General features: G+C 51.1%; 21 protein-coding genes. 10 read left to right on the top strand and 11 right to left on the bottom strand.

Annotation, left to right across the window (positions count from 1 at the left end; translation table 11 throughout):
• Positions 1-25: 25 nt before the first annotated feature.
• On the bottom strand, positions 26-1,153 hold the full coding sequence (locus tag ABD949_RS28935) for a hypothetical protein (RefSeq protein ID WP_345249730.1): 1,128 nt from the start codon (positions 1,151-1,153) through the stop codon (positions 26-28).
• A gap of 164 nt (positions 1,154-1,317) precedes the next feature.
• Between ABD949_RS28935 and ABD949_RS28930 the strand changes: the two genes are divergently transcribed.
• From ABD949_RS28930 to ABD949_RS28920, 3 genes are all read left to right on the top strand, one after another.
• Positions 1,318-2,808, top strand: a complete 1,491-nt coding sequence (locus tag ABD949_RS28930) for a Gfo/Idh/MocA family protein (RefSeq protein WP_345249728.1) — start codon at positions 1,318-1,320, stop codon at positions 2,806-2,808.
• 166 nt (positions 2,809-2,974) lie between these two features.
• Positions 2,975-4,405 carry a S8 family peptidase gene (locus ABD949_RS28925; protein ID WP_345249726.1) on the top strand — a complete coding sequence of 477 codons (1,431 nt, stop codon included), beginning with the start codon at positions 2,975-2,977 and terminating at the stop codon, positions 4,403-4,405.
• 125 nt (positions 4,406-4,530) lie between these two features.
• Positions 4,531-5,424, top strand: a complete 894-nt coding sequence (locus ABD949_RS28920) for an NAD(P)-dependent oxidoreductase (protein WP_345249724.1) — start codon at positions 4,531-4,533, stop codon at positions 5,422-5,424.
• A gap of 100 nt (positions 5,425-5,524) precedes the next feature.
• Here ABD949_RS28920 and ABD949_RS28915 read toward each other — a convergent pair whose 3' ends face one another.
• Together ABD949_RS28915 and ABD949_RS28910 are read right to left on the bottom strand one after the other, a co-directional pair.
• Positions 5,525-5,689 (bottom strand): lmo0937 family membrane protein, encoded by a 165-nt coding sequence (locus ABD949_RS28915; RefSeq protein ID WP_345249722.1) that lies wholly within the window; start codon positions 5,687-5,689, stop codon positions 5,525-5,527.
• A 369-nt stretch (positions 5,690-6,058) separates the two neighbouring features.
• On the bottom strand, positions 6,059-6,460 hold the full coding sequence (locus ABD949_RS28910; RefSeq protein ID WP_345249719.1) for a hypothetical protein: 402 nt from the start codon (positions 6,458-6,460) through the stop codon (positions 6,059-6,061).
• A 169-nt stretch (positions 6,461-6,629) separates the two neighbouring features.
• On the opposite strand from ABD949_RS28910, the gene ABD949_RS28905 reads away from it, so the two are divergent.
• The 4 genes from ABD949_RS28905 to ABD949_RS28890 all read left to right on the top strand — a co-directional run bounded on the left by ABD949_RS28905 (position 6,630) and on the right by ABD949_RS28890 (position 11,152).
• Positions 6,630-6,908: a hypothetical protein gene (locus tag ABD949_RS28905; protein ID WP_345249717.1), complete on the top strand. Its 279-nt coding sequence runs from the start codon at positions 6,630-6,632 to the stop codon at positions 6,906-6,908.
• 116 nt (positions 6,909-7,024) lie between these two features.
• Positions 7,025-7,774, top strand: a complete 750-nt coding sequence (locus ABD949_RS28900; protein WP_345249716.1) for an acyl-CoA desaturase — start codon at positions 7,025-7,027, stop codon at positions 7,772-7,774.
• A gap of 270 nt (positions 7,775-8,044) precedes the next feature.
• Positions 8,045-8,389 (top strand): large-conductance mechanosensitive channel protein MscL, encoded by a 345-nt coding sequence (mscL, locus tag ABD949_RS28895; protein WP_345249714.1) that lies wholly within the window; start codon positions 8,045-8,047, stop codon positions 8,387-8,389.
• Between the two features lie 234 nt (positions 8,390-8,623).
• Positions 8,624-11,152, top strand: a complete 2,529-nt coding sequence (locus ABD949_RS28890; RefSeq protein ID WP_345249712.1) for a DUF5686 family protein — start codon at positions 8,624-8,626, stop codon at positions 11,150-11,152.
• A gap of 82 nt (positions 11,153-11,234) precedes the next feature.
• Here the strand turns inward: ABD949_RS28890 and ABD949_RS28885 are convergent, their stop codons facing one another.
• The 5 genes from ABD949_RS28885 to ABD949_RS28865 all read right to left on the bottom strand — a co-directional run bounded on the left by ABD949_RS28885 (position 11,235) and on the right by ABD949_RS28865 (position 16,422).
• The gene (locus ABD949_RS28885; protein WP_345249710.1) at positions 11,235-11,423 is read right to left on the bottom strand and encodes a hypothetical protein; all 189 of its coding nucleotides are present in this window, start codon (positions 11,421-11,423) and stop codon (positions 11,235-11,237) included.
• A gap of 81 nt (positions 11,424-11,504) precedes the next feature.
• Positions 11,505-12,491 (bottom strand): ABC transporter ATP-binding protein, encoded by a 987-nt coding sequence (locus ABD949_RS28880; RefSeq protein WP_345249708.1) that lies wholly within the window; start codon positions 12,489-12,491, stop codon positions 11,505-11,507.
• Between the two features lie 51 nt (positions 12,492-12,542).
• Positions 12,543-13,637 (bottom strand): TFIIB-type zinc ribbon-containing protein, encoded by a 1,095-nt coding sequence (locus ABD949_RS28875; protein WP_345249706.1) that lies wholly within the window; start codon positions 13,635-13,637, stop codon positions 12,543-12,545.
• Positions 13,638-13,645: 8 nt separating this feature from the next.
• The gene (locus ABD949_RS28870) at positions 13,646-14,632 is read right to left on the bottom strand and encodes an SPFH domain-containing protein (RefSeq protein WP_345249704.1); all 987 of its coding nucleotides are present in this window, start codon (positions 14,630-14,632) and stop codon (positions 13,646-13,648) included.
• A gap of 164 nt (positions 14,633-14,796) precedes the next feature.
• The gene (locus tag ABD949_RS28865) at positions 14,797-16,422 is read right to left on the bottom strand and encodes an NADP-dependent glyceraldehyde-3-phosphate dehydrogenase (protein WP_345249702.1); all 1,626 of its coding nucleotides are present in this window, start codon (positions 16,420-16,422) and stop codon (positions 14,797-14,799) included.
• Positions 16,423-16,932: 510 nt separating this feature from the next.
• On the opposite strand from ABD949_RS28865, the gene ABD949_RS28860 reads away from it, so the two are divergent.
• From ABD949_RS28860 to ABD949_RS28850, 3 genes are all read left to right on the top strand, one after another.
• Positions 16,933-20,367 carry a sensor histidine kinase gene (locus ABD949_RS28860; protein WP_345249700.1) on the top strand — a complete coding sequence of 1,145 codons (3,435 nt, stop codon included), beginning with the start codon at positions 16,933-16,935 and terminating at the stop codon, positions 20,365-20,367.
• Between the two features lie 103 nt (positions 20,368-20,470).
• A complete protein-coding gene (locus ABD949_RS28855) occupies positions 20,471-21,817 on the top strand; it encodes a Gfo/Idh/MocA family protein (protein WP_345249698.1) in 1,347 nt (448 codons plus the stop codon).
• Between the two features lie 64 nt (positions 21,818-21,881).
• Entirely contained in the window at positions 21,882-23,012 is a 1,131-nt protein-coding gene (locus ABD949_RS28850) for a hypothetical protein (RefSeq protein ID WP_345249696.1), read from the top strand.
• Between the two features lie 19 nt (positions 23,013-23,031).
• On the opposite strand, the gene ABD949_RS28845 is transcribed toward ABD949_RS28850, so the two are convergent.
• The 3 genes from ABD949_RS28845 to ABD949_RS28835 all read right to left on the bottom strand — a co-directional run bounded on the left by ABD949_RS28845 (position 23,032) and on the right by ABD949_RS28835 (position 25,535).
• Complete coding sequence (locus ABD949_RS28845; RefSeq protein ID WP_345249695.1) at positions 23,032-23,595, bottom strand: Pycsar system effector family protein; 564 nt, start codon at positions 23,593-23,595, stop codon at positions 23,032-23,034.
• 79 nt (positions 23,596-23,674) lie between these two features.
• A complete protein-coding gene (locus tag ABD949_RS28840; protein WP_345249693.1) occupies positions 23,675-24,391 on the bottom strand; it encodes a LytR/AlgR family response regulator transcription factor in 717 nt (238 codons plus the stop codon).
• Positions 24,363-25,535 carry a sensor histidine kinase gene (locus tag ABD949_RS28835; RefSeq protein ID WP_345249691.1) on the bottom strand — a complete coding sequence of 391 codons (1,173 nt, stop codon included), beginning with the start codon at positions 25,533-25,535 and terminating at the stop codon, positions 24,363-24,365. Before ABD949_RS28835 ends, ABD949_RS28840 begins: the two co-directional genes overlap by 29 nt.
• Positions 25,536-25,604: the final 69 nt, after the last annotated feature.

The following is a 25,604-nucleotide window of genomic DNA, read 5'->3' as shown; positions in this document are numbered from 1 at the left end:
AAACAATCGTAAGGGGCGTCTGGGTTCACCGTTTTTCCGACAACTGCGGCAGACCGCCGGTGATTTCCTTCAGTTTGTCGAAAAAGCCTTTTTTACGAGCGGAACTGATCTGCCAGTTTACCGGCACCGACTGATAACCCTCGTCAAATCCCTCATCTTTCATCCGGTAATCAAAATACCCCCAGGAAGCGTATGCACTGGTAGCGGCCAGAAAGTTGTTGGCCGGCTTGTCAAAATCAAAATGATCGTCCTCGTTAAAGACAATGGGCATGGGTCGGTAACCGGCAACCTGCCGCGTCTGCTTCACCATACCAACAATCTTTTCGGGTTCCTTCACGCCATTACCATGCAGCAGCAGAAAATCCGACTCCCGGACTACGTTTTCTTTGGGAATGGTACCTCCGCCGTAGCTGGTGCTGACGAGTAACCGCCGGCCATTTTTGGTTTTAGCCTTTACCCGCCGGATGAGTTCATGCACCCGCTCCGGCTTCAGAATATCATGGTCGTAACGGACATTACACTCGTTGTTGATTTCGACCAGTACGTTCCGGTAACCACCATCCAGCAGCCAGTCAGTGGCGTTATCGACCGCCCGGATTACGGAGGCTTCATCGGTCAGCCGCTCATCCTGACCAAAATAAAAATAGCCTACAATAGCTACCATTCCCAGTTCGTCTGCCTTATCCAGAATACGCTTCAGCCGGTTCATATAATCGGGCCGCCAGCTACCATTCGGATTAAACGCTGAATTTTCCCAGGGTTGATCTTTAGAATACCCCTCGGGACTACCTCCCTGCAGGTTTATGGTAAACGCTAGCAGGCCGTGCTGTTTCCAGACGGGCATGGCGGCTATAAATTCATCGGTGTTCCGGTCGGCGCTCCATTTCTTTGTGTCCGGGTAGGCCCATTTCGCCCTGGTCGCTGGATTGTAGTCCTCAAAAATGCCTTGTACCATGCGCGAGTTGGGCAGCAGCCCTTCAATCGTATGGCCGTTCCAGGTACGACCTTTAAAGGTAGGCTGACCATTGATATAGAACTGCTCACCGGCAATCGAAACGGTGGTTTTCCGTTTGATAAGCTTTTGAGCCTGAACCCCTGACGATGGAAAGTTAATTACCAAAAAGACGAAAAGTAAGCTTCGAAAAAAACGCATAGTATTGGGTTACGGAATAACAGAGAAAATATACTAAAGGGACCTTTTGGACGGGTGGACAGAAAGATATTACAATTCCGGTTAAAACTTGTCGTTTTTCAGGTATAACTTAGCCGCTAATTCCTTTTTAACGTATACCTGTATCATATTTCCTAACTATTCAGATGCAAGAGTCAGAAAACACGGCACCCGAGTCCCGTTCGACTTCGTCCCGCCGTCAGTTCCTGCAGGCCGGTGCCCTGGCAGCCGCCGGCAGCTTCTTTATTGTCCCGCGCCATGTGCTGGGTAAAGGTTTTATTGCCCCCAGCGATAAACTTAATATTGCCGGCGTTGGCGTTGGCGGTAAAGGCTTCAGCGATACCAACAATGCCTTTAACAACGGTGCCAATAATATGGTCGCCCTCTGCGACGTTGATTGGGGACTGCCCCGCGTAAAGGAGAATTTCACGAAACACCCGAACGCCAAGCGCTATAAGGATTTCCGCGAAATGCTCGACAAGGAAGGCAAAACCATTGATGCCGTCACGGTATCAACCGCCGACCATACCCACGCGGTAGTGGCCATGGCCGCTATGCAGCGGGGTAAACACGTATACGTGCAAAAGCCGCTGACGCACAACATCTACGAAGCCCGCGCCCTGACCGAGGCCGCCCGCAAATACAAGGTGGTTACGCAGATGGGTAACCAGGGGTCGTCTAATCCCCAGCAGCGGCAAATGGTGGAGTGGTTTGACAAAGGCATGGTGGGTAACGTCCATACGGTGTACCTCTGGACCAACAGGCCCGTATGGCCCCAAGGGATTCCGGTACCACAACCGGCTGCCGAAGTACCCGCCGAGCTGGATTGGGACCTGTGGCTCGGACCAGCCGAAAAAGTTGGCTATACGCCGGCCTATCATCCCTTCAAATGGCGCGGCTGGTGGAATTTTGGGGCCGGTGCCCTCGGCGATATCGGATGCCACATCATGGATGTGCCTTTCCGGGTGCTGGGCCTGGGCTATCCGACGGAAGTGGAAACCAGCATCGGTCAGGTGTTCCTGAAAGACTGGACGCCCGAGTACATTCCGGAAGGCTGTCCGCCCTCGTCACACGTCGAGCTGAAATTCCCGGCTTCGGCCAAGAACAAGTCGGCCGTTAAGATGGTGTGGCTGGATGGCGGTTTGCGTCCGTTCCGGCCGGATATGCTGCCCGCCGGCGAACCCTTCCCCGAAAACGGCGAGAACGGTGTGTTCCTGCTCGGCGACAAGGGGCTGATTGCCTGCGGTATGTACGGCGACGACCCGAAACTGTACACCAAGAGCGGGGACAAGCTGGAAGCCGCGCCGAAGCCTAAAGGTGCCGACGGCAAAGGTATTCCGGAAAACGGCCACCAGGTGCTGTGGACCGAAGCCTGCAAAGCTGGTTTCAACAGCAAAGAACACAAAGCCCTGACCTCATCCTTCGATTTTGCCGGCCCGTTGACGGAGTCGGTGCTGATGGGGAACCTGGCCATCCGCAGTTACACGTTGCGGACACCGAAAGCAGACGGTAGAGGGTTTAACTACCCCGGCCGGAAAACGCTGATGTGGGACGGCAAGAACATGAAGATCACCAATTTCGACGAAGCCAACCAGTTCGTATCCCGCAATTACCGCAGCGGCTGGAAGTTAGCTTAATCTAAAAAATCATATACTTGCGATAAGGCAGATCAGTTGATCTGCCTTATTTTTTTACTAAAAAGTATCGTATCCCATTTAATAACGATTAAAATTTTAATTTGAAAAACAGATTAATTCTTTATTAAATTGTAAGGCATTTTCATTTCTTCATCTTTTAAATTCTATGAAAAGAATGATTAACCTAAACAAGAGGGGAGTAGCTGCGGTAGCATTGGCAGCTACGTTAACGATGGTGGGCTGTGAGCCGGTAAAAGATTTCGACAATGCTGCATCAACATCTAAAACCGACGCCAATGCGCGTATGGCACCAGGTCAGGACTACGTGGCCGGCGAAATGTTAGTAAAATTCAAAAATGGTATCGGTGAGGAAAAGCGGCTGGCCGCCCTGAGCCGAATAAAAGGCGAAGTAGCCGAGCGCATTCTGACCAAAGCTATGGAGCGGGCAGGTGACAGCGAGGGCGTTCATCTCATTCGTACCCCGCTAGCTGTACTAGAGGCAGTAGGCCAGCTCAAAAGACTTCCGGAGATTGAGTATGCCGAGCCGAACTTTATTTATCAGCATCAAGCGACATCTAATGATCCTTATTTTACAAATGGGTCGCTGTGGGGCATGTACGGTGATGCTACCAGCCCGGCCAATCAATACGGTAGTCAAGCCGGTGAAGCTTGGGCTAAGTCTACAGCACCTACGGGATCTACTACTGTCTATGTCGGTATTATTGATGAAGGATTTCAAAACACGCATCCCGATTTAGATGCTAATGAATGGGATAACCCTTATGATCCGGTAGATGGTGTGGATAATGATAAAAATGGTTATGTGGATGATACGGATGGATGGGATTTTGATGGGAGTGACAATACAATATATGATGGAGGTACTCGAGGTAGCCTCGACGATCATGGCACACACGTAGCTGGTACCATTGGGGCCGAAATGAACGGTACAGGAGTTGTAGGGGTTAACTGGCATGTAACAATGATTTCCGGTAAATTTTTGGGCCGTCGTGGGGGAACAACCGCTAATGCTATTAAAGCCGTTGATTACTTTACCGATCTCAAAACTAGACATGGACTTAACATTGTAGCTACGAATAACTCTTGGGGTGGTGGCGGCTTCTCGCAGGCACTCTTAGATGCAATAGTAAGAGGAGCCAAAGCTAATATTCTTTTTATTGCTGCGGCAGGAAATGGTGGCAGTGATGGTGTAGGTGATGATAACAATAAAACTGCAAGTTACCCATCAAATTACGATACAAAGGCTGCAGCAGGCTATGATGCAGTAATCGCAGTAGCCGCTATTACCTCAACTGGAGCAAAATCCAGCTTCTCAAACTATGGTGCCACTATGGTTGATATTGGTGCACCGGGATCTAGTATCAGTTCTTGCTTAGCCTATAATTCTTACGGCTCGTACAGCGGTACCTCTATGGCTACTCCACATGTAACTGGTGGAGCAGCGTTATATGCCTCAACTCATCCGAGCGCAACTGCTGAGGAAATAAAGTCCGCGATTTTAAGTAGTGCGGTGCCAACACCCTCTCTTTCCGGAATAACTGTAACTGGTGGGCGATTGAACGTTAGTGGTTTCTAAAAGCAACGCTGCAATTACATCAAGATAAGGACGGCAATTGCCGTCCTTTTTGTTTTTCATGAATACTTGCCTCACAAAAGGGCTAGAATTAGATCTAGTATTGATTAACCAAAAATCAACTCCTCATGAACGACTCCATTGGCCTCATCGGCTTAGGCAGCCTGGGATTGCCCCTCGCCGAAAACATTCTGGCTGCCGGCCATCCGCTTACCGTTTACAACCGAACCCCTCACAAAGCAAAGCCGTTGGGCGATAAAGGCGCAACGGTAGCCGCCAGTGCGTCAGAAGTTGCGCAGACCTGCCGGTACGTTATTACTCTCCTCAGCGACGATGCCGCCTTGAAAGAGGTAACGCTCACCGATGAATTTGCCCGTAACCTGGGTGCAGACGGCATCCACATTTCCATGAGTACCATTGCCCCTCAGACGGCCCGCCAACTGGCCGAACACCACGCCCGGTTTGATGCCCGTTACGTGGCGGCCCCGATCTTTGGTCGCCCGGCTGCCGTAGCGGCTAAGCAGGCCTGGGTTTGTGTATCGGGTGACGCTGAAGCAAAGGAGCAGGTGAAGCCAATCCTGTCCGCTATTGTGGCACAGGGTCTGTACGACTTTGGCGATGAACCTTCTACAGCTAACGTAGTCAAGCTGGCCGGTAATTTTATGATTGGTGCGGCTATGGAAGCAATGGCCGAGGCTATGACGGTAGCGGAGAAGAACGGTGTATCTCGCCAGGCCTTGATTGATATGTTTTCGTCCACCATGTTTGCCAGCCCCATTTACAAGAATTACGGGACCATGATTGCGCGGCAGGTGTACGACGAAAACGTGGGATTCCGGCTGCCACTGGGCCTAAAAGACATGAACCTGGTGCTGCAGATGGCGAGTGAGGTAAAAGCGCCCATGCCGCTGGCCCAACTGGTACAGAGCAGGCTGGTATCCGCCCTGGCCAAAGGCCGGGAAAACTGGGACTGGACCGGGCTGGCCTACGGGGCCAGTGAGGATGCCGGCACCCATTCATAAACTGAAAAAGCCCTTTGGCCTGTCCGGAAGACAAACCAAAGGACTTTTACCCCGTGAGCTCTACCTTTATAGATCCCTATTTGCGTTGCACTCTGCTCCGTCAGACGGCTCGACCACCGCCAATAACCCGTAGCAGAATAGCAATAATGGCGATAACCAGCAGTACGTGAATGATGTTGCCTAATCCAAAGCTGTTAAAGCCTAACAGACCGACTAACCATAGGATGATCAGGATCACCGCTACAGTATACAGAAGATTTCCCATGACGTTGTATATTAAGTAGTTAATCATTTATGTTTTGCCTAAACGTATGAAAAATCTGTGCCAATCCCCAAAATACCTCCAACAAGCTTAGCTAGTGGGACGTAGACGCTGAAATACAGACACATGAACGTATTATTTTCAATCCCTGATCTGGAACGTATGTAGAAAGCTGTAGAAATTCTTACTCAAACCTACGCATAATTATCCCACTCGTTTTCTCATAACCGTGCCAGCGTCCTGTGTAGGCTATACGCTGAACACCGCGTTTACAAACCGGTTTGCGGCCGGCCTGGCAGCAGATCGGCGCTACCAAACAAAAAGTCCTACTCCACGCGGAGTAGGACTTTTTTGCTGACCATGTTGAAATGCTTAGTTTACCCTCGCCAGCAGCGTTTTTCCCAGTTGCGCCAGGCGCTGGTAGGAAAACATGGACCAGAGTAAGAACAGGAAGAGCGAATAATTCTGATACGCTACCGGCAGGGCCGTTCCGCCCGAATACCAACGGGTGCTGGTAAACTGCAGCTCAGGTGTAAAGCCAATGATGTTCTCTACACCCAGAATCAGGATAATACCGAGACCATAAAACAAAAAAGCCGGCCGCACAAAGAGCAGAATGGCCAGGCTGGCCGTAGCCACGAAACCCAGGTAATGCTGACTGGTCAGGTACACATCGGTGGTGTTGGCAACAAAGACACTGTATAACTGTGTCAAAATCAGGATCGCTATTATGGCAATGTGCCCATAATATTCTTTTACTTGAGCCCTCTTCATAACATTTAGGTGATTGTAAGTGGTCGTGACTATAAAATTACGAAGAGAGGCCGAAAGACAAGTTAAAATAGGCTTAATCTATAGATTTTTATCCCAATAAATATATTTAAGACCCCGTACCTGACGATGCAGGGCTTTTCGTTATCTTTGTCAACTTACCGCATCTGGAATGCAAACCGTAAAAGTTACAAAATACAGCTATATCCTGCCGGAACTTCAGACCTCCCTGGGCCTGCTCCTGATCGGTCGTATTATGCTGCTGGACTCGATGGACAGCCCCTCCGGTAAGAGCCGGAAATCCAAAGCGGCCCTGCGGGAACTTGAGGAAAAAATTGACCTGCTGACCGACGAAATCAACGTCACCGAACTGCTGCACGAAGCGGCTTTGCTGGTGGGCGACTACAAGGAGTTTCGTAACCGGAAGAACTCCTCCCTCAACCCCAACTGACCCCGCCGACCTGATGAAAGTCATATGTTTAATTGACCACACCTGATTTTTGTCACCTCCTGCCCTGATTTCATGCCATAGCTTTGCGGCATTGCTTACACTAGTCCGCTATTCGCATGATAATTATTGGTTTCTTTTTGCTGCATTGGTACATGTCCGTTCTGATGCAAACTTTTTTTCTGCACCGCTACGCTGCCCACAAAATGTTCACGATGAGCCCCTTCTGGGAGAAGTTCTTTTACGTGCTCACGTTCATCAGCCAGGGTTCGTCGTTTCTGAGTCCACGCGCCTACGGCATCATGCACCGGCTCCACCACGCCTACGCCGACACCGAAAAAGACCCTCACTCTCCCGACTACTCCGACAGTCTGGTTGACATGATGTGGAAAACCAAATCATTTTATAATGATATTCTTAAGAACAAAGACAGTATCGATCCCAGGTTCAAGAAGGGCGTTCCCAACTGGGCGTTTATGGAATGGCTGGGCGACCGCTGGGTGGTCCGGATAGCCTGGGGTGTGGCCTATACGCTGTTTTATATCTACTTCGCCACTGCCTGGTGGATGTTTCTGCTGTTGCCGATCCACTACGTTATGGGACCGGTGCACGGGGCAATTATCAACTGGTACGCCCACCGCTACGGCTACGTTAACTTTGCCGTGGATGATACGGCCAAAAACCTGCTGCCGCTTGATTTTCTGATGATGGGCGAGTCGTACCACAATAACCACCACAAATACGGCGGCCGCGCTAACTTCGGTGGTTTCCGCTGGCACGAGTTCGACCCCACTTACCCGCTGATCCGCCTGCTGAACGCCGTAGGCATCATTCACCTGAAGCCCAACAACGACCTTAAATACATGTAAGCCATGTATAAATTACCGGCACCGGGTCTGTCTGATCCGGTGCTTTTTTATATATTGCACTGCAGCAGTCAGCAAGCTGCCGGCACACCTGAATAAACGAGCATTAATTTTATATTAAGTAGCCGAGTAAAACTCTTCATATAAAGAATTAGGGTTAAAAGGTTATTAAGCCCTTGTACAGTAGCTAATTACCTATTGCCGAGTTGAAAACTTCGGTAGACATTTGCCACATGATCATAAACCAAAACCATTTCTAAAACTATTACGACTATGCTTAAAGAGTTTAAAACGTTTATTGCCCAGGGTAACGTACTTGATCTGGCCGTTGGTGTTATTATCGGTGCGGCTTTCGGTAAAATCGTGAATTCATTGGTAGAAGATATCATTAATCCGATTCTGGGCCTGTTCCTGGGCGGAGTCGATTTAAGTAACCTGAGAGTAATTTTGAAAGATGCGGTTGGCGAAACACCGGAGGTTGCCATCCGCTACGGCAATTTCCTGAATACGGCTCTTCAGTTCATGATTATTGCGTTTATCATCTTTTTGATTGTAAAAGCGGCTAATCATATTCGTAGAAAACCTGAAGAAGTCGTTGTTGTTGGCGAACGGGTATAATCCTGATTTTACAATACATCTTATGATCAGCCCCTGCAACGCAGGGGCTTTTTTTTTCGTATTCGGTGATGACCTGATGTATTCCTTACTCCCCTACCCTTCGACTAATAGAGTTAATCGGCCGAATCAGCCGGTTCAGGCAACTTTTCAGCGCCTTCGTCTTTTAAGGGTATTTTAGTAAACTCTGTTGACTATATTTGTGTATATACACCCATTCACTGATCCACCAACCCAATGATAAAACGGCTACTCCAATCAGCCGTGGTTTTGATTGTTAAGCTCCTGCTGTTTATCAACACCATTCAGGCCCAAACCACTTACACCATATCCGGGCGCGTTACCGATCCTTCCGGTATGCCGGTGCCGTTTGCCAGCGTAGCCCTTAAGGGGAAGGCCTCCGGTATAACCTCCGACGATCAGGGTCACTACCTGTTTAAGACCAGCCTGTCGGGTGATTCGGTCCTGGTGTCCAGCCTAGGGTACCAGTCCAGGGCGTACCCCCTGCAACCCTTTCGCAACCAGGTTATCGATGTGGTGCTCATACCCAGCAGTCAGCGGCTCCAAGAGGTAAAAGTCTATGGTAAGGGTGGCGACCCGGCGTATCGAATCATGCGTGAGGTTATCCGGCACCGGGATGAACACAATCCGGTTCAACTTACTGCGTATGAGTATGAGAGCTATACCAAGATTGAGGCCTACCTTAACAATGTGGAATCGGGCAGAAAAAACAGAAAAGGGGCACCACGCATTGGACCGGTAGGCCGCCTGCTGGCCAGACTACCCACCATTACCGACGAAGCAGGAAGGCCGGCAGTACCCATCTTTATTTCCGAACAACTCTCCAGCTATTACCACCGCAGTAGCCCTGAAAAAGCGAAAGAGTTGGTACGAAAAACGCAGGTCAAAGCCGTGGGCGTTACCGATGGTGGGCTGATTTCGCAATTTACGGGCACATCCTTTCAGCAGTACAATTTTTACCGTAACTACCTGAATGTCCTCCAAAAAGACATTCCCTCGCCTATTGCCGATGTGTGGCAGGGCGTGTACACCTACCGCCTGATCGATACCGTAAAGGTTGGAGAATCTGTCTGTTACCAGATCGACTACCAGCCCAAACGGTCCTTTGATCTGGCTTTTGCCGGCACAATCTGGATTGATACCACGAGCCACGCGCTGGTGCAGGTAGCTGCCCAGATTGATAAACGTGCCAATATCAACTTTATCGACGAAATCAGGATTGAACAGGAGCTGGAACCAACATCGGCCGGCGCCTGGCTCCCGGTTCGGACGCAGGTCATGATCGACACCGACGAGCTACTCCCCCGCGCCCCCGGTGGTCTGGTACGCTTCTATTCGTCGGCGCGGCAAATTGTTGTCAACGAACCCAAAGAAGTGAATTTCTACGATCCGTCGATTGAACTGGCTGACGATTACAAGGAGTCATCCCCTTCGTACTGGACCAGCGTACGGCCCGAGACCCTGACGGCCGGAGAACTCCGAACCTTTCAGATTGTTGATTCGGTGCGCAATGTTCCCTTCATGCGTGTGGTTGGTGAGGGAATACGTTTAGGCTTCAATGGTTACCAATCGCTGGGAAAACTGCACCTGGATTACGGTCCCTTCCTGTATAGTTACGCCAGCAACACCATTGAGGGACACCGCTTCCGGGTAGGGTTGCGTACCAATCCGGGCTTTAGCCGGCGTTGGGTGCTCAGGGGCTATGCGGCATACGGTACCCTCGATCAGCAGGTTAAGTACAGTCTGGGCGCCGACTACATCGTGAGCCGCAAGCCCTGGACCCTGATCGGTGCCCGACGCACCTACGATCTGGAACAGGTAGGGCTTACGCCGGAGAACCTGGGCAGTAACTCGTTCTTTTACGCCTATGCCAGGTTCGGCAGCCTCCGCCGACCGTTCTTTCAGGAAGACAACCAGGCGTATCTGCGCCGGGAGTTGGGCAAGGGCTTTACCCAAACCGTTACCTTTCGGAACCGGACTTTTGAACCCCTCTATGCTTTTGCCTATCGGACCAGCCCTACACAGGGATTCGATTCGCCACTGAAGCGAAAATTCCGGACTACGGAGGTCATTCTGGAGACGCGTCTGGCCCCCGATGAGGTTATTCTGCAGAATGACAACGAACGGCTCAGCCTGGGAGCAACCCGCAAACCTGTTTATACCTTCCGGTACATAATCGGGCTGCGCAACGTGCTGGACGGAGCTTTCAATTACCACCGTTTCTCGTTCGATGTAAAACATTCATTCCGGCTGGGAGCACTGGGGCGGACCTACTATAACGCATCCGTCGGGTACATTCCTTCTATCCTGCCCTACCCCCTGCTCCACACGCCACTCGGTAACGAGTCGTGGTTCTACGTCGACAATGCTTACAACCTGATGAACTTCTTTGAATTTGTCTGCGACCGATATGTCTCCATCCGGGTGGAGCACAATTTTGAAGGCTTGTTTTTTAACCGCATACCGGCCATTCGGCGACTCAAATGGCGATTCCTGACCACGGCCAAAGTCTTGGTCGGCGGAGTCAGTCCGGATAATTTATCGGCCATTCCGGCTACCGATGATCTGGGACAACCGGTAGCCGGTTTTCAGCCACTGGGCCGCACGCCATATGTAGAGGTAGGTTACGGCATCGACAATATCTTTAAGGTAATGCGCGTAGACGCCATTCACCGGCTTACGTACCGCGACAACCCCGGTGTTACGCCATTTACCATAAAGGCGTCGTTCTGGGTGAGTTTGTAAACGGCAGACTTAGCAGCGCTGCTGAGGAGATTGATGGGGAGCCTAAAAGAAAAAGCCCAGCAGGGATGCTGGGCGCTCGACCTTATTTACTGCGCTCGCGTTTAGAGCGCTCCAGGTAATCTTCGCCGTGGCCTTCTTCGCCCATGGAGTTATCGTTTATTTCATCGGGATCCACCTTTACGTCTTCGGTTTTTATGCTTACCAGTGTACTGGGTGGCTTGGTATTTTCATTAAAAGGATCATTGTATCCCTCGTGTTGTTTCTTGTCCATAACGTTTATTGGTTAATTTCCCTTAGTAACCAAACGTACGGGTTAAAGTTTGGCTATACACCCTCTGCCCCTCGCCCCCTGCTATTTTAGCCACCAGACAGCTTCTTCCCCAATGTGCAGATGTACGGTAGTACCCTCTTTAAGCTCGGCACGAGTCGTTAACAGCCGTAAGCGGACGTACCGGTTTACGTCGACCTCTACCTCAAAATGACTCCCCTTGAAGAAAACCGCCGTGACGGTAGCCGGAACACCCGTTTCGCTGAGGTGAATCTGTTCCGGACGCAGGCAGAAGCAGGCATCCGGATGGTGCGATGCGGGGAGTTCCAATGAGCTCAGGCGTTTGGCGCGGATGATATTAGCCGGTCCGGTCATTCGGGCAGCATAGGCGGTAACAGGTCTGCGGTATACCGCCACCGGCGAACCCGTCTGAATCAGGTGCCCCATCTGCAAAATACCTACTTCATCGGCAATGGAGAGCGCGTCAGTGGCGTCGTGGGTAACAAACAGACAGGCCGTCTGCTCCTGCCGGACCAGATCGAACAACAGGTCGCGGATAAGGGTGCGGTTGAGCAAATCGAGGTGGCTGAACGGTTCATCGAGCAGCAGCACGGCCGGTTTCTCAGCAATGGCGCGGGCAATAGCGGTGCGCTGTTTTTCGCCCCCCGATGCCTGCCGGGGCAGGTGGTCCTGCACAGCTTCCAGCCGGCATAGCTTTACCAGTTCATCGACCCGGAACCGCTGGTATTCTTTTTCATAAAAGCGTACGGCATAGGCAATATTCTCCCGCAGCGAGATATTGGGCATGAGCTGGTATTCCTGATGCACCAGCCGGATATCGTTATGCCCCGCGACCAGCACCTCCGACGGCCCCGGCACCCGCTTGCCGTTCAGTGTAACCGTACCCCCATCGGCATCAAGCAGCCCGGCCAGTACGCTCAGCAGGGTACTTTTGCCCGAGCCGCTGGCCCCAACCAGGCCCATGATGCGGCCGGGCGGCAATTGCAGGGATATAGATCGGACGGCGTGTATATCGTCGAAGGTTTTCTGAAGCCGGTCTGCTAGCAGCACAAAATGAGTTTTTGGGTGAAATAAACAGATGCAAAGCGATACCCCCGTTCCTTACCTATTCGCTACACTGTATAAAAGCAGCACCAGGAGAAGGAAGGCGACCACCACCAGGGCAATTTTCCAGGGCGACTTTGGTCGCTCACCGGCGACCTGCCCGGTTTGGCCATTAACCAGGAACCGAAATGTTTTGCCGTTGTAGACGTAGGCACAAATCCATAGCGGCAGCAGGATATGCTTAAAGGTCTGCTCCCTGAGCCGGGTGTCTACCCGCAGCCCGCGCTGGGTATCGCCACCCATCTGACTGGCGCAGGCGCTGCGTTCGCGGTCGCTGATTTCTTCTTCGGCTTTCCGAACGCTCTCCGGCAGGTCGATGCTGTATACCTCAGCCTCCCAGCCCAGCAAAAAGCGCGGGTCATAATCGACCACGGCCTGCATATCGTACCGACTGACCTCCTGCACGGCTCCCTCCTGCGCCGATAGCTTTTGGGAAGCCATCAGCAGCACATCATCGTAGAAACCCTGGTGGCTTCCCGACCGGTACTCCCAGCGAACCCGCTGCTGCTGCTGGGTGATGGTGCGGCCGTTGGCGTCGCGAACCTGTACCGGCACGTAGTAGTAAAAGCCAGCTTCACCCTCGTAGTCGGAGTCCGCCCAGGCGTCGAACGTCCAGTAGGGAATATACATGCCGTGCAGGTTGTCCAGCATGGCCCCGGCCTTCAGGTCGGAGGGCGCGAACCAGTCGTCGCCCACCCAGCTTTTAAACCGTTGCAACGCCCCTTCGCGGGAAATCCGGAACGGCAACACGCCCGCCGGTTCGATCAGCCGGGTTTTCTGGGCTTCGGGGTTCACGTTTTTTGAGCCGCAAAAGGCACAGGTTACCGTCGGTGTATCGAAGTTTATGGTCGTTCTGGCTCCGCAGTTCCGGCAGGCATAAACACGCTTCTCTTCCGTCGGTGCCTGGGTCAGGCGATCCTGCTCCAGCCGGAAAGGCAGCGGATTCTCAATTAGTTTGGTTTTCGTAAACAGCAGGTCTTCGGTATTGCCGCAATAATCGCAACTGAGTTTCTGCTTATCGGCGGAGAACCTTAGTTGCGAACCGCAGGCCTTACACGGCACCCGAACGACATCGGTTAGTTCAGAATGCATACCCGTTTTTATAACCTCGACAGTAATTCAGCTTTTTTGGCAGTAAACTCCTCCTCGGTCAGGATACCGGCCGATTTCAGTTCTCCCAACTCTTTAATCAGAGCCAGAATCTGCGCTTTATCGGGTATCTGCCCGGGTTGCGGAGGCAGGGTGCCGGCATTGGTACTGTTCATAAAACTACCCAGACCACCCATCAGCACGGCAGTACCGGCCGGGCCGTCACTCTCGGCCGCTTTCTCAATGGCGATCCCTGCCTGGAACTGCTGAAAACGGGCCATGTCACCGGCCATGTTCATCTGGGTCGTCTTGTCGAGGAATGACTCTACCTCCGGCGGCAGGCTGGTGTTTTCGATGTAGAATCGGGTCAGTTCGAGGCCATAGGCGGTAAAGTCGTTTTGCAGCATGGGCCGCAGTTTTTCGCCCAGTTCCTGGTAATTCCGCGCCAGGTCCAGCACCGACACGTTGGTCTCCGCTACCGTATCGGAGAAGGTACTGACAATGGCCGTCCGAAGCTGGCCTTCCACATCGCTGATGCGTACCACGGGCGTTGTCCCGGCAAACTCCTTCAGAAATTTACCGGCATCGGTCACCCGCAGGGAAAAAACCCCAAAGGCCCGCACCCGCACTTGCTTGAACTCCGGATCGCGTACGATGATCGGGTTCTGCGTGCCCCACTTCAGGTTGGTAAACTGCTTCGTGGAGACGAAGTAAATATCAACCTTGAACGGTGACTCAAAGCCGAATTTCCAGGACCGCAGCGTCGTCATGATCGGCATGTTCTGGGTCGTCAGTTCATAGCGGCCGGGCGGGTAGATATCAGCAATCTGCCCTTCGTTCATAAACACCGCCATTTGCGACTCCCGGACGGTCAGTTGAGCGCCATACTTGATGTTGTTGCCATTGTCGGGAAATTTCCAGATGACGGTATCGGTGGAGTTATCGACCCAGTCGATGACTTCGATGAATTCGTTGCGGATAAAATCGAAAAGGCCCATGGTGCAGGTCTGTTGACGGATTTGGTTGGACTTGGTTGCTGCTGCGAAACTTACACAAAAAAAGCGAATCCGGGTGGATTCGCTTTGATTTACGTACCGACGGACGGTACGATAGACCAACGGACTAAAACCGCAGTGGCGAACCACCGCTGGTACGGGGTACGTCAGAAAATATAATGCGTCGACAAAAACTGCGACTTGTGGTCACTAATGATCTCGTTCAGAATCGTTTTGTTGCTATCCGTATCTTTCGTAGCTACGACGGTCCGGATCGAGAAGGAGCGCAGGGCATCTTCCACCGACAGCGTCCCTTCCGCCGAATCCTTGCGACCGGTGAAGGGGAACGTATCGGGACCACGCTGGCACTGGGCGTTGATGTTCACACGACTCACCTGGTTCACCAACGGATCGATCAGCCGGGCCAGCTGATCGGTATCGGTACCAAAAATACTCACCTGCTGCCCGTGATCCGATTCAATAATGTATTCGATGGGCTCCTCAATATCGTCGAACGGCACCACCGGCACCACCGGACCGAACTGCTCTTCGCGATAAAGTTTCATCCCTTTCGCTACTGGATACACCACGGCCGGGGAGAAATACGAAGCTTCAACAATGCCCCCGCCGTCGTTCAGCACCTGGGCACCCTGCGCTTCGGCATCCTCAATGCACTCGGTCAGAAACGCCGGCTTGTTCGGCTCCGGCAGCGGAGTAATCTGCGTTCCTTTTTCCCAGGGCATACCCGGCTTTAACTTATTAACTTCTTCGCAGAACCGGCTCAGAAACTGGTCGGCCACCGACCGGTGTACCCAGATAATCTTGATAGCCGTACAACGCTGCCCGTTAAACGACAACGAACCCAGAATACATTCTTTTACCGCAAGTTCAAGATCGGCGTTTTCCAGAATGATACCGGCGTTCTTGGCGTCGAGCCCCAATACGGCCCGCAGGCGGTTTACCTTCGGGTGCATTTTCTTCAACTGATCGGCCACCCGGCTGGAGCCGATGAGCGTGAGCACGTTGATCTTACCCGACTGCATCAGTGCCGGCACTACGTTGGCCCCCCGACCATAAATGGTATTGACTACGCCCTTGGGGAAACACTCGCGAAAAGCCTCCAGCATGGGGTAGTGCAGCAGCGTACCGTGCTTGGGCGGCTTAAACAGGATGGTATTACCCATCAAAATGGCCGGGATCAGCGTCGTGTATGTTTCGTTGAGTGGGTAGTTGAATGGCCCCATACACAATACCACGCCCAGGGGCGACCGCCGGATCTGCCCGATAATGCCCTGCTCGATTTTGAAACGCGATGAGGAACGGTCAATATCTTTCAGTGCATCAATGGTATCGTAGATGTACTCCACCGTCCGGTCAAACTCCTTGGTGGAATCGCCGAGCGTCTTACCGATTTCCCACATCAACAGGTCGACAATCTGTTTCTTCCGCTCCAGCATCTTCCCGATGAAGTTCTCCATGCAGTTGATGCGGTCGCCGATCGACATGGTGGGCCATTCGCCCCGGCCGTTGTCGTAGGCGGCTACGGCGGCATCGAGCGCTTCCATAGCCTCGGCATCCGTTGTGATGGGATAACTGCCGATCAGCTTACGCTCCAGGCCATTGGCGGTTTTTACATGGACCGGCGAGAAGACGTCTACAGTGGGACCGTTCCAGGTCCGCATCTCGCCGTTAATCAGGAACTCGCGCTGGTGAACGGGCTCAATCCGGAACTCCTCAGGAATCTGGCTCTCTTCGGGAAACAGATTTTGCAACTGCGGTAAGAAATCAATCATACAGGTAATTGGGTAGTGGTTGTTATCGGGGAAAAGACGTATAGACCAGGGAATTCACCATCCCATGCCGGATATTTTTGACCTGACTGAAAACATGTTTGGAATGCCCAGTTAATTCCGGGTTAGGTACAAAAAAACCGGCCCAATAGTGAATCAGGTCGGTTGATGAAGTGTTGAAGCGCTGCAATTTACGAAGAAAGGACGTACTCCGCACATCTTCTAAGAAATATGGACTAAGATCTGAATTTATACGACCGAAAAATAAATCACGGATGGCATTTTTCTTTAAAAACGCCTATATTAGTTTGATATAATTCAATTCCGTCCAAGATAATTCATAAGTACAAGTGCTTTATTCACGTGACAATAATCTCTATTGAACAGCGACTTCTTAAACTGATACCATTTAAAAGGCTACTCCAAGTTCTGCTCTCGTTTGTAAAATGATTTGTTGACTTATCTTATGATAATATGTTAATCTTCACAAATAAAAATCTGTTAATTAGGTCATTGAGCATAGCGCTTTGCTATTCAGTTCTACTGGCTGCAGCAACTATCTCAACGGTACACGCCCAACTTGCCAAGAACAATCTATACTTAAACAATGAAATTAAGTTCGAATGGCTTGGCTTTGAACAGGGTTTGTCAAACAATACAGCGTTTGGTATGATGCAGGACAGACAGGGGTTCATCTGGTTTGCGACCCAGGATGGGATAAATAAATATGATGGCTACACCATGACCCTTTACCAGAATGATCCACGGGACACCAACAGTTTAGGTGATAATAATGCCATGGCAGTCTTCGAAGACCACACCGGTCTGATATGGATAGGTACTGGGGGTGGGGGTGGTGTAAATTCGTTTAACCCCGAAACCGGCGTCTGGAAGAGATATCCTCATCATCCGAACAACCCAAACAGCATGGGCAAAGGAGCGATAGAAGGGATTGCTGAAGACAATAACGGCGTACTTTGGTTTGGCAGCACAGATGGACTGACGAGTTATGATCCCCAAAAGAACCTTTTTCACCAATATGTACATAAACCTGAAGATAAAAGTAGCTTAGTAAACAACCGGGTATTTTCAATCTGTAAAGATGAGAAAGGACGACTGTGGATCGGCACTGGTGATGGGCTTGATTTATATAATCCCGGGGAAAACTCTTTTATCCATATTACCGGGGACGCTAAAGACTCTGTAGCACTTAAAAACAGTATTGTTCACCATATATTTAAAGACAATAAAGGACAAATATGGCTTAGTACCCTCAACCATGGATTAATTGTTCTCGATCCTGATACCAGAAAATGCATAAAGCACTTTTACGATAACCCAGAAGACGCCAATGATTTAGGTAATAACTTTATATACACAACAACTCAGGATAAAACCGGCAACTTTTGGATATCAGCATCAAATGGCTTATTCCGGCACGATCCCCTGACTGGTCAATTTACGCTTTATAAAGACAAGGAATTTTTACCTGAATTAGAAACCCTTGGTCATTGTATTCTGGTTGATAACGCAGGCCTGGTCTGGCTAGGCACGACCGGACGAGGAGCGGTGTACTTTTCCCCAATTCAACGAAAATTTTACAGATACTTACATGAGGCTACCAGTTTGTTTGGTTCAGGTAGCAACCAGATCGCGGCAATCCTAAAAAGCCAAAAGAATCTAGTCTATATTCTTACGAACCGGAACCTGCTACAGTTTCAACCACAAAAAAAAGAGTTAACCTTACTATATGAACCTGATAATATTAAAAATGACAAAAGTGATTCCTATTTCGCAGCTGCCTGCGAAGAAAAGCCGGGAGTCTTTTGGCTAGGCACCTCCCAGCACGGCATTATTCAATTTGACTCGCATACAGGCAAGGTGATCAATTTTAAAAATGACCCAAAAGATCCTTCAAGTATTGCATCTAATAATGTTGATGTCCTGTTTAAAGACCGTAACAATACTATTTGGGTAGGAACGGACGGGGGGAACTTACAATATTACGATGGTAAACAAAAAAAGTTTATTCGGTATGACTTTCACCTAAAAAAGCGAAATGCGGAGTTTTACCCCGGCATCCGGTTTATATATGAAGATAAAGAAGGTATGCTTTGGGTAGCCATTCATTCAGGCTTTTTTTCAACAGGCGGGGGTGGCTTGTACCGAATCGATCGTAAAAAAAGAATGGTGGTTCATTATTATTATAAACCAAATGATCCACATTCTTTAAGTAACAATTCGGCTACCTGTATTTACGAAGATCAACAGGGGTTTATCTGGTTAGGTACCTACGGGAGCGGATTAAACAAGTTAAACCCTAAAACAGGAAAATTCACAACTTATACAAAAGGCAATGGTCTGCAATCCAACACGATCCACGCAATCTCAGGGGACAAGGCCGGGAACGTATGGATATTGGCCAAAGAAGGCATCACTCGTTTGAATACCCAAACTTTACAAACCACCCGTTTTACATATACCGATGGCTTAGCCGGATCCCCTTCCGGCGTACTTATCGCTGGTTTTCAAACGGGAAACGCTACTCTTCAGGACCCAACGGATGGTACCATTTATTTTGGCAGTAACAATGGATTCACCGTTTTTCACCCTGACCGGATTCAGCAGAACCGGTACAAGCCTGCTGTTGCAATTACCCAGTTTAAAGTAAAAGATCATCCTTATCCGATTACAGGAAAAGAGATAACCCTTTCATATGACAAAAACTTCTTTGACATAGATTTTGTAGCGCTAAGTTTTCTGTCAGCCACTAAAAATCAATATGCTTATCAACTTGCCGGACTGGACGCCGATTGGATTTACAACGGTACGGGCCGTACCGCCCGCTATACTGATGTCAAACACGGCACCTATACCTTTCGGGTAAAAGCAGCTAACAGTGATGGGGTGTGGAATGAACAGGGAGCATCTATAAAGGTGGTGGTTTTGCCGCCCTGGTGGTACACCTGGTGGGCTTATACAATCTATGCAATTCTGTTTGCAGGTGGTATCTGGAGCTATATTCAATACCGGTCGCGTGAACTGCGCCGGGAGAACCGCCGTCTGGAAGACAAAGTGGCTGCCCGCACCGAGCAAATTCAGCATCAGAAAGAAGAAATAGAATCCCAGCGGGATAATTTGGAACAGACACTCGCCGAACTTAAAACTACCCAGGCCCAGCTTATCCAGAAAGAGAAAATGGCGTCTTTAGGTGAACTCACCGCTGGCATCGCCCATGAGATTCAAAATCCGTTGAATTTCGTCAATAATCTGGCCGAGGTCAGTACCGAACTGGTAGAGGAACTTGAGGAAGAAATCCGGGCCGGCCGGGCTGAAGATGCGCTGGAAATTACCGAAGATTTAAGAGAAACGCTGGAGAAGGTAAACCACCATGGCAAGCGCGCCGACAGCATTGTCAAAGGTATGCTACAGCACTCTCGTACCAGCAGCGGTGAAAAGCAGCCCACCGACCTGAATGCGCTGGCTGATGAATATCTCCGGCTGGCCTACCAGGGATTGCGGGCTAAAGACAAGACTTTTAACGCAGACCTTCGACTAAACCTGGACCCGAATCTGGGGCAGGTAGCCATGGCTCCGCAGGAAATTGGCCGGGTTCTTCTGAATCTGTACAATAATGCGTTCTATGCAACACAGCAAAAAGCTAAGCTTGCAGACCATGACTACCAACCGCAGATTGAGATTACCACCCACGCTCAAGACTGTAAGGTAGCGTTACGGGTGAAAGATAACGGCACTGGTATCCCAGAAGAGATTCTTAATAAAATCTATCAGCCTTTCTTTACCACCAAACCCACCGGGCAGGGTACCGGTCTGGGCTTAAGTCTGAGCTATGATATTGTCACCAAAGGACATAATGGAGAAATGAAAGTGGAGAGCCAGGAAGGACTGGGAACCGAATTCAGTATATACTTACCCGTTACCGGTTAGCGAAACAAAACCCCTCCGGGCGAAGGAAATTAGAATCAAACAGCCTGTTGCCATTTGGAGAACAGGACACTCCTTCGTAATTTTCGCTATAACCCTTACCCTCATGAAAACATCACGCCGACAATTTATCCGCAATTCTGCCCTGGCCGTTTCCGGCACTGGTCTCATCAGCCTGCCCGCCGTTGAAGCCATTGCCGGGCAGCGCCGGTACGTGTCGCCTAATGCCAAACTTCAGATCGGGGTGATCGGCTGCAACGGCATGGGCTGGTCGGACCTCCGCTCCCACCTGCTCCAGAGCGATGTGCAGTGCGTGGCCCTCGCCGATGTGGACCAGAGTGTGCTGGACAAACGGTCCGTCGATGTCGAGAAAATGCAGGGTACCCGCCCACAGCTATTCAAGGACTACCGCAAGATGCTGGAAAACAAAACGCTGGATGCGGTGATCATCGGCACCCCCGACCACTGGCACTGCATGGCCCTGATCGATTCGCTGTCGGCCGGCAAGCACGTGTATTGTGAGAAACCGCTGGCCAACAGCATTGAAGAGTGTAACCTAATGCTCGCAGCGGCCAAACGCTACAACAAGATCATTCAGATCGGGCAGTGGCAGCGCAGCGGTTCGCACTACGAAAAAGCCATTGACTACGTCCGCTCGGGTAAGCTGGGCAACATCCGGCTGGTAAAGGTCTGGGCGTATCAGGGTTGGATGATGCCCGTACCCGTCAAACCCGACTCAGCCCCTCCGGCGGGTGTCGACTACGATATGTGGCTGGGTCCGGCGCCCAAACGACCGTTCAACCCCAACCGCTTTCACTTCAATTTCCGCTGGTTCTGGGATTATGCCGGGGGCCTGATGACCGACTGGGGTGTCCACGAAATCGACATTGCCCTGTACGCCATGAACGCCAAAGCGCCCAAATCGGTGATGGCGTCGGGCGGTAAACTGGCTTACCCCGACGATGCCTCCGAAACGCCGGATACCCTACAAGCCGTTTACGAATACGACGGTTTCAATATGCTCTGGGAACATGCTACCGGCATCGACGGCGGTAACTACGGCCGCACCGAAGGCATCGCCTTCATCGGTAATAATGCTACGCTCGTGCTCGATCGGGGGGGCTGGGCGCTGCATCCGGAAACAGAGACGAAAAACGGTATTAAGGTCTACAAAGTAGACGACGTACCGGATCAGGCCCGTAACGGCGACTACCTGAACGAACACACCAAAAACTTTGTGCAGGCCATCAAAGACAACAACCCGGCGATGCTGAAGTGCGGTATCGAAACGGGAAGCATAGCGGCCATTAACGCCCATATGGGTAATATCGCCTACAAGACCGGACGTAAGGTTTACTGGGACGCAGCCGCCGGAAACTTTAAAAACGACCCGCAGGCCAATACCATCATGAAGGCCAACTACCATAACGGCTGGAAACTACCCGTTATGTAATCGGTGAGAAGCCGACACCGTACAGTGTCGGCTTCTGTTTCCGGCAACCAATTCCTCTTTACGTATGAACCATCTTTCCTCTACCCTGCTCATTCTCCTGATTAGCATAAGCCTGGGCCACTGGCAGCCGGCCTCTCTCACCCGGATTATGCCGGTTATGGACAAACCGGCTCCGGTAAACGGTCTCGCCCAAGACACGGTAAAGCAAAAAGGGCTTACCAGGCTCTTTAAGTCAGAAGACATTTTGCAGCTTACCGTGCGGGCCAACCTGTCGTCTGTGCTCAAAGACCGGGGCGAAACGCCCAGCTACCATCCGGCTACGCTCTCCTACCAGGATACCCGCCAGGAGTCAGTAACCCTCCCGATCAAAATTATGGCGCGGGGGAATTTCCGCCGGAAAGCGATGAACTGCCGCTTCCCTCCTCTCTGGCTGAACTTTCCAAAAAAGATTCCCAAAGGCAACCTCTTCGACAAGCAGGGGAAGCTGAAACTCGTCACCCATTGCCAGAACGAAGAGTATGTGGTCCGGGAATACATGGTCTATAAAGTGCTGAACCAATTGACGGACTACAGTTTCAGGGCCCGGCTGGCCAAGGTAACTTACGAGGATTCGTTGGGCAAACGGTCGCCGGAAACCCGGTACGCTATTCTGCTGGAAGATGAAACGGATCTGGCTAAACGCAACTCCGCCAAAATTCTGGATAAAAAACAGCTTAACATGGCCAGAGTTGACCTGAAAACAATGCTGCGGGTAGCCGTCTTCGAATACCTGATCGGCAATACGGACTGGTCGGTGCCGTATCTGCACAACATCAAACTGCTAACCGATGAAGCCCATAAGCAGCCGGTTCCGGTACCGTATGATTTCGACCATTCCGGTATCGTGGAGGCACCATATGCGCGTCCGGCCGAGGAGCTTCAGCTCAGCTCGGTACGGCAGCGGCTCTACCGGGGATACCACTACGCTCCGGAATCGTTTCAGGAAGTCTTTGATGAGTTCAATAGGGCTAAGCCCGACCTGTATGCGCTGTACCAGAATAACCCGCATCTCGAACCTGCCTATGTGAAGCGTACGCTAAAGTACATGGACCAGTTTTACGAAACGATTAACAAGCCATCGCTGGTAAAAACTCAGTTTATCAACCAGGGATTACTCAATCAGAACAGTTATATCACCATAAAAGGGCTCAATTAAGCGCAAGCGGGTGGGCCTCCTACCGGCCAATCAGCAGCGCAATAGCGTATGCCAGTACCGCCAGGGGAAAACCGATCATAAAAATGGTGTAAGCATACGTTAGCAGCCGGTACTTGCGGGTCAGAACCAGCCCCTGGGCGTACAGGTTGTCAACCATCATAGCGTGTACGGCATCGTTATCGTCCAGCACCGCAAACAGGCTTGTGCGGTATTCTTCCCTGGAAAGTTTTATATAATCCCCGAAGAACAGCAGATCGGCCTTTGCGGGCGTCTCCGGCGCATTGGCCGGCTGATCTGACTTTATTCGCGGCCGGGTCGACAACACACTGATGGTAATGGTCAGCAGACAAACCGTGGTCAGGATTCCGGTAGGGATCAATAACGTACCTGCATTGTCGAAGTCCTTGGCATACACCGAAATCAGGATGGAGACAATAATGGTATTGATCGAGATCATGATATTGGCTTTACTGTCGGCCATCTCGCTCAGCTTGAGGTGACTGGCCATGGTGGTCCGAAACATGGTCTCTACCCCTCTATTCTCCTTTTTCTTTTTTTTCTTTTTTACTTCTCCGTCTTCCATATAGCCCTGCTTAGGCGTTCCTGCATAAATATACACGAAATAGCCGGACCAAATCACACCTTTATGGAGCTAATATGCCTTAACCTGCCCGGTACTTATTCTCAAAATCAGGCAGGTAGCTGCTTCCGATGGGAATCTCCTGCTTCCCAATATACAATTTGGTCTTCTGAAATGAGGTAATCTTGTCAAGAGCGACGATAAATGATTTGTGCACCCGGCAGAAAGTACCGGCCGGAAGTTTGGTTTCAACGGCCTTCAGCGTCAGCCGGCTCAGAATGGGTCGGAGCTGCTGAGTGGTGAAAATCTTCACATAGTCTTTCAGGCCCTCAACATACAATACCTCGTCGTGAAAAATCCGGATTTCCTGGTATTCAGAGAAGATAAAGAAGAAGGGGCGTTCAGCCGGTGCCGGACTGGCCCCACCCGGCTGACGAAGCATAAATAACGCATACGCCTTGTTGGCGGCCTTCAGCAGCCGGTCGAACGGAATGGGTTTGAGCAGGTAATCGACCACATCCAGATCATAACCCTGCAGCGCATACTGTTCGTAGGCAGTTGTCAGAATAACCATCGGCGGATCAATAAGACTCCGCAGAAACTGAAGGCCCGTGACAGTCGGCATCTGGATGTCCAGGAACAGCAGGTCAACCTGTCCCTGCCGCAGCAGTTCCCAGGCGTCCATGGGACTGGTGAATTGCCCCTTGAGATCCAGAAAGGGTATCTTGCTGAGATCGTCGGCCAGAATTTCCAGCGCAAAGGGTTCGTCGTCAATGGCGATGCAGCGCAACTGTGTCATGCTTCAGGTGCAGGGTTAAGCCTATACGGAACAGCCCACCGTCGCGGGAAATATGCAACTCGTGCCGGTCAGGATAGTGCAGTGCCAGCCGCTTCCGTACGTTGTCGATGCCAATACCCGAATCAGGATTGCGGGCAGCCACTGCCGGTATATGGGGTGTAGCGGAGACAAAAATGGGGTTTTCGCAGCAGAACGTCAGCGTATCGTTTCTCACATCGTACGAAATACTGATCTGGCTCGGCTGCTGGCTGTGTAAGCCGTATTTGAAGGCATTTTCAACGAAGGCAATAAACAGCAACGGCTCAATCTGATAGGCATCAATATCGCCCTCGCTGGTAAACGAAACCGCCTGCCGGGTCGTCAGCCGCATCTTTTGCAGGTCGATGTAATGCTGCAAATGCTGGACTTCCTGCCGCAGGGGTACTTTGTCGTGCCGGGCCTGATAGATCATGTACCGCAGCAGTTGGGAAAGGGTGACAATAGCCTCTTCGGTCTGGTCGGATTTCTTCCGGGCCAGCCAGCGGATGTTATTCAGCGTATTGAATAAAAAGTGCGGACTGACCTGGAGCTTTAGCACAGCCAGTTCGGCAGATACTTTCTGATAGACCATCTGCTGCTGCGCTTCGCGGCTGCGTGCGTGCTGCCGCCCCAACGCAATGAGCGAACTTACCAGCGACGCAAAGCAGAAGGAAATAACGGTACTGATTACCCCCGGAACAGCGCCAAAAAAGCCCTGCGGACCACGAGCGGGTGGCCGGCCCCAATTTTTTTCTTCAGCAGGGGCAGGCATATCGGGCGGGTGCATCCAGTCCGGCGTAGGCGGAAACACGAAGAAGCAGGCCCACTTCACAATCGCTACGGCCAGCAGCACTAATCCGAAGATCAGCCAGAATCGCCGGGTACGTGAATCAGTATGCTCAGAACTAGCCTGGTCCGGGTGCGTCAGCAGATCAGGCGTCAGCCGGTACAAATTGTAGTAAAAGAACGCCATGATGCACACGCTGGTAATAAGCTGGGGTACACCCAGACTCAACAGCATCGACCGGTTCATGGCAAAGTCGGGGAAGGTCACAAACGGCAGGCCGATAAATACCGCCCAACCGATTACGTGCAGCCAGACCTGATAGCGTTCCAGAAATTTCATAACACCTGCAATGTACTGTATTATGTAATCTACGTTCAACCCGGCCCCTGGATCTGCCGACGTAGCGCC

This window comes from Nibrella saemangeumensis, from assembly GCF_039541915.1.
In the GTDB taxonomy this organism is placed as follows: domain Bacteria; phylum Bacteroidota; class Bacteroidia; order Cytophagales; family Spirosomataceae; genus Nibrella; species Nibrella saemangeumensis.
This window is presented reverse-complemented; position numbering and strand designations above follow the sequence as displayed.

Excerpts from the sequence above, each read along its gene's own strand:
- ABD949_RS28935 (WP_345249730.1), bottom strand. The coding sequence starts at position 1,153 with ATGCGTTTTTTTCGAAGCTTACTTTTCGTCTTTTTGGTAATTAACTTT.
- ABD949_RS28930 (WP_345249728.1), top strand. The coding sequence starts at position 1,318 with ATGCAAGAGTCAGAAAACACGGCACCCGAGTCCCGTTCGACTTCGTCC.
- ABD949_RS28925 (WP_345249726.1), top strand. The coding sequence starts at position 2,975 with ATGAAAAGAATGATTAACCTAAACAAGAGGGGAGTAGCTGCGGTAGCA.
- ABD949_RS28920 (WP_345249724.1), top strand. The coding sequence starts at position 4,531 with ATGAACGACTCCATTGGCCTCATCGGCTTAGGCAGCCTGGGATTGCCC.
- ABD949_RS28915 (WP_345249722.1), bottom strand. The coding sequence starts at position 5,689 with ATGGGAAATCTTCTGTATACTGTAGCGGTGATCCTGATCATCCTATGG.
- ABD949_RS28910 (WP_345249719.1), bottom strand. The coding sequence starts at position 6,460 with ATGAAGAGGGCTCAAGTAAAAGAATATTATGGGCACATTGCCATAATA.
- ABD949_RS28905 (WP_345249717.1), top strand. The coding sequence starts at position 6,630 with ATGCAAACCGTAAAAGTTACAAAATACAGCTATATCCTGCCGGAACTT.
- ABD949_RS28900 (WP_345249716.1), top strand. The coding sequence starts at position 7,025 with ATGATAATTATTGGTTTCTTTTTGCTGCATTGGTACATGTCCGTTCTG.
- mscL (WP_345249714.1), top strand. The coding sequence starts at position 8,045 with ATGCTTAAAGAGTTTAAAACGTTTATTGCCCAGGGTAACGTACTTGAT.
- ABD949_RS28890 (WP_345249712.1), top strand. The coding sequence starts at position 8,624 with ATGATAAAACGGCTACTCCAATCAGCCGTGGTTTTGATTGTTAAGCTC.
- ABD949_RS28885 (WP_345249710.1), bottom strand. The coding sequence starts at position 11,423 with ATGGACAAGAAACAACACGAGGGATACAATGATCCTTTTAATGAAAAT.
- ABD949_RS28875 (WP_345249706.1), bottom strand. The coding sequence starts at position 13,637 with ATGCATTCTGAACTAACCGATGTCGTTCGGGTGCCGTGTAAGGCCTGC.
- ABD949_RS28870 (WP_345249704.1), bottom strand. The coding sequence starts at position 14,632 with ATGGGCCTTTTCGATTTTATCCGCAACGAATTCATCGAAGTCATCGAC.
- ABD949_RS28865 (WP_345249702.1), bottom strand. The coding sequence starts at position 16,422 with ATGATTGATTTCTTACCGCAGTTGCAAAATCTGTTTCCCGAAGAGAGC.
- ABD949_RS28855 (WP_345249698.1), top strand. The coding sequence starts at position 20,471 with ATGAAAACATCACGCCGACAATTTATCCGCAATTCTGCCCTGGCCGTT.
- ABD949_RS28850 (WP_345249696.1), top strand. The coding sequence starts at position 21,882 with ATGAACCATCTTTCCTCTACCCTGCTCATTCTCCTGATTAGCATAAGC.
- ABD949_RS28845 (WP_345249695.1), bottom strand. The coding sequence starts at position 23,595 with ATGGAAGACGGAGAAGTAAAAAAGAAAAAAAAGAAAAAGGAGAATAGA.
- ABD949_RS28840 (WP_345249693.1), bottom strand. The coding sequence starts at position 24,391 with ATGACACAGTTGCGCTGCATCGCCATTGACGACGAACCCTTTGCGCTG.
- ABD949_RS28835 (WP_345249691.1), bottom strand. The coding sequence starts at position 25,535 with ATGAAATTTCTGGAACGCTATCAGGTCTGGCTGCACGTAATCGGTTGG.